The sequence below is a fragment of the Aggregatilinea sp. genome (assembly GCF_036822615.1).
GTDB lineage: Bacteria > Chloroflexota > Anaerolineae > Aggregatilineales > Aggregatilineaceae > Aggregatilinea.
The window spans coordinates 140661-144774 of the sequence record NZ_DAISHJ010000003.1; the positions used below are offsets into that span (position 1 = coordinate 140661).

Genomic DNA, 4114 nt, shown 5'->3' on the forward strand with positions numbered 1-4114 from the left:
GTGCAGATCGCGCTGCTGTTGGTCGATATGCAGGTGGATTTCGTGCACGAAGACGGTGCTCTGAGCGTGCCCGGCGCGGTAGGCGACGCACGCCGCACGATCGAATGGCTGCTGCGCAACACCGGGCGCGTCTCCGCCATCGCGGCGTCACTCGACAGCCATATCCCGCTGCAAATCTTTTTCCCTACGTGGTGGGTTGATGAACGAGGGCAGCATCCTGCGCCGTACACACCGATCCCCTGCGAAACCGTGGACGCAGGCCAATGGCAGCCGCTCTACGAACCGGCATGGTCGCGGCGCTACGTGCACGAACTGGAAACCGATTCGCGTAAGCAGCTCATGATCTGGCCGTTCCATACCATGCTCGGCACACCGGGGCACGCGCTGACCCCCGCGTTATACGAAGCGATCGCCTACCATACTGCCGCCCGCCAGAGCCAACCGACCCTGGTCACCAAAGGATCGCTGCCCAAGACCGAGCACTATTCGATCCTGGAGCCGGAAGTTCCCGTCCCCGATAATCCGCAAGGCGAGCTCAACGTCGCGCTGCTGGACATGCTCGACGACTACGATCGCGTGTATGTCGCGGGACAGGCGAAGAGCCACTGTGTCCTGGAAACGCTGCGCTCCGTGCTGCTCTATTACCGCGACCAGCCGCAGCAGGTCGCCAAGTGGCACGTCTTGGTAGACTGCATGTCGTCGGTCAGCCACCCGGAGATCGATTTCGACACGATGGCGAACCGGACCCTGGAAGAATACGCACAGCGCGGCTTGAAGCTCGTTCGCTCGACCGATCCGATCGACTGACGGATCACATCTTATTCGAGGATCACAACGGGGCGTACTGAGTACGCCCCGTTGTCATTTGCAGCGAGATAACCGGCTCGACGCTGCCCCTACCCCAGCTTCTCCACAATCAGCAGGTGAGACAGCCCCAGCACGCGCAGCGGCGTATGTTCGGCCACGTACAGCACGGCGCGCAGGATGCGGCCAATGCGCGGGTGGCGGTAGACGATGTTGTCATAACCGCCGAAGATGCGTGTGTGGTAAACGATCCGCACCGGCAGCCCCGCGAACAGACCGCGCACCGCCCGCGCGGAATAGGTACGGACATGCGGCGCGAGCTTATTGCGCCAGCGATCGGGCAGATAATTGATCAGCGGCGTGTTGCCGAAGTGATAGTCGCCCTTCCAGTAGTGCCCGTGCTGCTCGACCGGATACCAACGATTCGGGCAGAACAACACGATCCGCCCGCCGGGCTTCAATGTACGGACCATTTCGTGCACGGCTTCACGGTCGTCTACGACGTGCTCGATCACTTCGTTCGAAAGGATCGTATCGAACAGGTCGGTACGGTAGGGCAGCGCTTCCGCCGCGGCAACCAGCGCGTGCGGCGTCTCTTCGCTGGCTTCCTTGACGCGATCCAATTCCACGTCGAACGCCTCGACGCGTGGCGAATAGCGGCGGCGGAACTGGCTGCTGTATGCGCCCAGGCCGCAGCCCGCTTCCAAAATGCGCGCGTCCTTGAGCGCGGCCCACTGCGCGATCATTTGCAGACGGCGTTCCTGCCCGCTGCGCCAGACGTAGCTCGGCTCGCCGCGCAGCGCCGCCTGATCGGAGGGATGGTGTACGGTCATAAGCGGCGTCCGGCTCACGATCCGGCGCTGGGGCGAACGCGCGCCATGAGATACACGTCGGCCAGCGCGCCGTCACGCATGGCAAACTGGCGCATCGTGCCTTCCTTCTCGAAGCCAAACCGTTCGTACAGCCGGATCGCGCCTTCGTTGTCGGTGAACACGTCCAGCTCAAGGCGCGTGCAGCCCAGCCAGTTTTCCGCCAGATCGATCGCCGCCGTTAGCAGCGCCGTGCCGACGCCGCGCCCCTGGTAGTCGGAATGGACCATCAGACCGAAGCTGGCGACGTGCGATTGGCGGCCCGTGCCGAAATGCAGGCCCAGAAGGCCCACCACACGCTCGCGCACGACGGCCACCAGCGTGTGACGATCCGGCGCAGGGTTCTCGAAACGATCTCGGATCGCATCGCGCGAGATGTAGGGGATCTGGAGGAGGTTGGGGATCACCGCGCGATCCTCATAGATCGCTGCGGCGTCTTCCCAGTCCTCAGACTCGCCGCCGCGCACGATAATCTCCATGCGATTGGATTCTCTGCTCACGATTGTGCCTCTTGCTCAGGTGAAGATGCGTCAGGGGTGGCCGTGTGAGGCGCAGGACGCAGGCGGGCCAGCATATACACGTCTGCCGGAGCGCCACCGCGCATCACAAAGCGCCGCATGTGCGCCTCGATCTCGAAGCCGTGCCGCTCAAACAACGCCAGCCCGGTCGCATCGTCCACGAAGACAACCGTTTCCAGGCGGCTCAGGCCGGTCCACTGATCGACGTGATGCAGCACGCCTTCCAACAGCGCGTTTTCCAGCGTGGAATCGCGATGAGCGGGCAGCATCAATATGCGCAGGCGCGCCGCATGCCGCCGCCGGGTGTGGAACGTCTCGATCCAGGCCACGCCCACCGGCTGCCGCCGCCCGCTGGACAGGCCCACTTCCGCAATCAGCGTATGGACGTTCGCGGGCGAATTATTGAACCGCTCGCGGATGGCATCTTCGGAAAGATGGGGCACTTCAAAGGTGTTCAGCAGCGCGGCTTCGTTCCGCCACAGCGGCAAAAACGCCTCCCAATCATCATTTTGAACGCCCCGAATTGTTGTGGTTGGTCCTACACTCACCGTCACCCTCGTACGAAGCTCGTTACATAACCCGGCGCAGACGATAGCTTACCGTGCTCCCCGTGATCCGCCAATAGCGTGCGGGCCATCTCACCGCCTGCCCTGCGCCTCCCTCACACTGTTTGCCGTGCGGCGTGGGGCTTGGCTATAATTTCGCCGTTAATCTATCCCATCCTGCGAGGAGAGCACTTTGGCGCTAAAGCTTTCGGTGATCATCCCCTGCTATAACGAAAAAAGCACCATCTCCACCATCATCGAGCGGGTGCGCGCGGTAGGTCTGGCATCCGAGATCGTCGTGGTCGACGACGGCTCAACCGACGGCACGCGTGACATTCTGGCAGGGATCGATCGCGGCGACGACCTGAAGATCATTCTGCACGACCGCAACATGGGCAAAGGCGCGGCTGTGCAAACCGGTTTTCGCGCGGCAACAGGCGACGTGTTCTTGATCCAGGACGCCGACCTGGAATATGACCCCCGTGAATATCCCGTGCTGCTGCGGCCTATCGAAGAAGGCATCAGCAAAGTGGTGTACGGATCGCGCTTCCTGGGCGGTCCTCGCAAGGCGATGTTCTTCTGGAACATGGTCGCCAACCGCTCACTGACCCTCGTCACCAATGTGCTTTATAACGCCATCCTCAGCGACATGGAGACGTGCTATAAGGTCTTCCGCGCGGAGGTCGTACGCGAGATCCCGCTGCGTTCGCACCGCTTCGACTTCGAGCCGGAAGTTACGGCCAAGATCCTCAAGCGCGGCTACCGGATCTACGAAGTGCCGATCTCGTACAACGGGCGCGAGTGGAACGAAGGCAAAAAAATCTCGTGGCGTGATGGCGTGATCGCCATGTGGACGCTGATCCGCTACCGGTTTACCGAATAGCGGACCACGGGGTTTCCCCTGTGAACGACCAACGACGAGCGCCGGGACTTCTCCTGGCGCTCGTGATTCTGATGGGAGTGTTGCTGCAGGCAGAAATGCTGCGGATCGACGTGCGGTTTCACCCCGACGAAGCGCTGTTCGCGGCGCAGGCGCGGCTCGTCACCGAAGGCGATCTACTGCTGCGCACCACCGATCTCGACAAACCTCCGCTGCCCTTTTACGCCACTGCTGCCGCATTTACGCTGTTTGGCGACGGTGAAACGGCGGCACGCCTCCCCAACGTGCTGTTCAGCGCCCCGACCCTGATCGCGCTGGCGGCGCTGGCCCATGCGTTATACCGGGATACCGCCGTCACCGTCCTCGCGGTGCTGCTGATGGCGCTTTCGCCCTATAATCTCGCCTTTTCTGCGACCGTCTTCACCGACATCCAGGCGACGCTGTGGATCGTCGCGGCGGCGGCGCTGGCCGCGCGTGACCGGTGGGCATGGGCCGGAG

At 62.6% G+C, this 4114-nt stretch carries 6 protein-coding genes; 3 read left to right on the plus strand and 3 right to left on the minus strand.

Going from position 1 to position 4114, the window contains the following annotated elements; all coding sequences use genetic code 11:
* Positions 1-807 (plus strand): cysteine hydrolase family protein (locus tag V7116_RS02515; RefSeq protein ID WP_324390079.1); only part of this gene is annotated, 807 nt, incomplete at its 5' end.
* 89 nt (positions 808-896) lie between these two features.
* Here the strand turns inward: V7116_RS02515 and V7116_RS02520 are convergent.
* Genes V7116_RS02520 through V7116_RS02530 form a run of 3 tightly spaced genes read right to left on the minus strand, consistent with a single transcriptional unit; the run spans position 897 to position 2679 of the window.
* Positions 897-1637: a class I SAM-dependent methyltransferase gene (locus V7116_RS02520; RefSeq protein ID WP_324390081.1), complete on the minus strand. Its 741-nt coding sequence runs from the start codon at positions 1635-1637 to the stop codon at positions 897-899.
* A gap of 14 nt (positions 1638-1651) precedes the next feature.
* On the minus strand, positions 1652-2173 hold the full coding sequence (locus V7116_RS02525) for a GNAT family N-acetyltransferase (protein ID WP_324390083.1): 522 nt from the start codon (positions 2171-2173) through the stop codon (positions 1652-1654).
* Positions 2170-2679, minus strand: a complete 510-nt coding sequence (locus V7116_RS02530) for a GNAT family N-acetyltransferase (RefSeq protein ID WP_324390085.1) — start codon at positions 2677-2679, stop codon at positions 2170-2172. Before V7116_RS02530 ends, V7116_RS02525 begins: the two co-directional genes overlap by 4 nt.
* 250 nt (positions 2680-2929) lie before the next feature.
* Between V7116_RS02530 and V7116_RS02535 the strand changes: the two genes are divergently transcribed.
* Both V7116_RS02535 and V7116_RS02540 read left to right on the plus strand, forming a co-directional pair.
* Entirely contained in the window at positions 2930-3619 is a 690-nt protein-coding gene (locus tag V7116_RS02535; protein ID WP_324390087.1) for a glycosyltransferase family 2 protein, read from the plus strand.
* A 20-nt stretch (positions 3620-3639) separates the two neighbouring features.
* Positions 3640-4114: ArnT family glycosyltransferase (locus tag V7116_RS02540; RefSeq protein ID WP_324390089.1), on the plus strand; the 475-nt coding region annotated here is incomplete at its 3' end.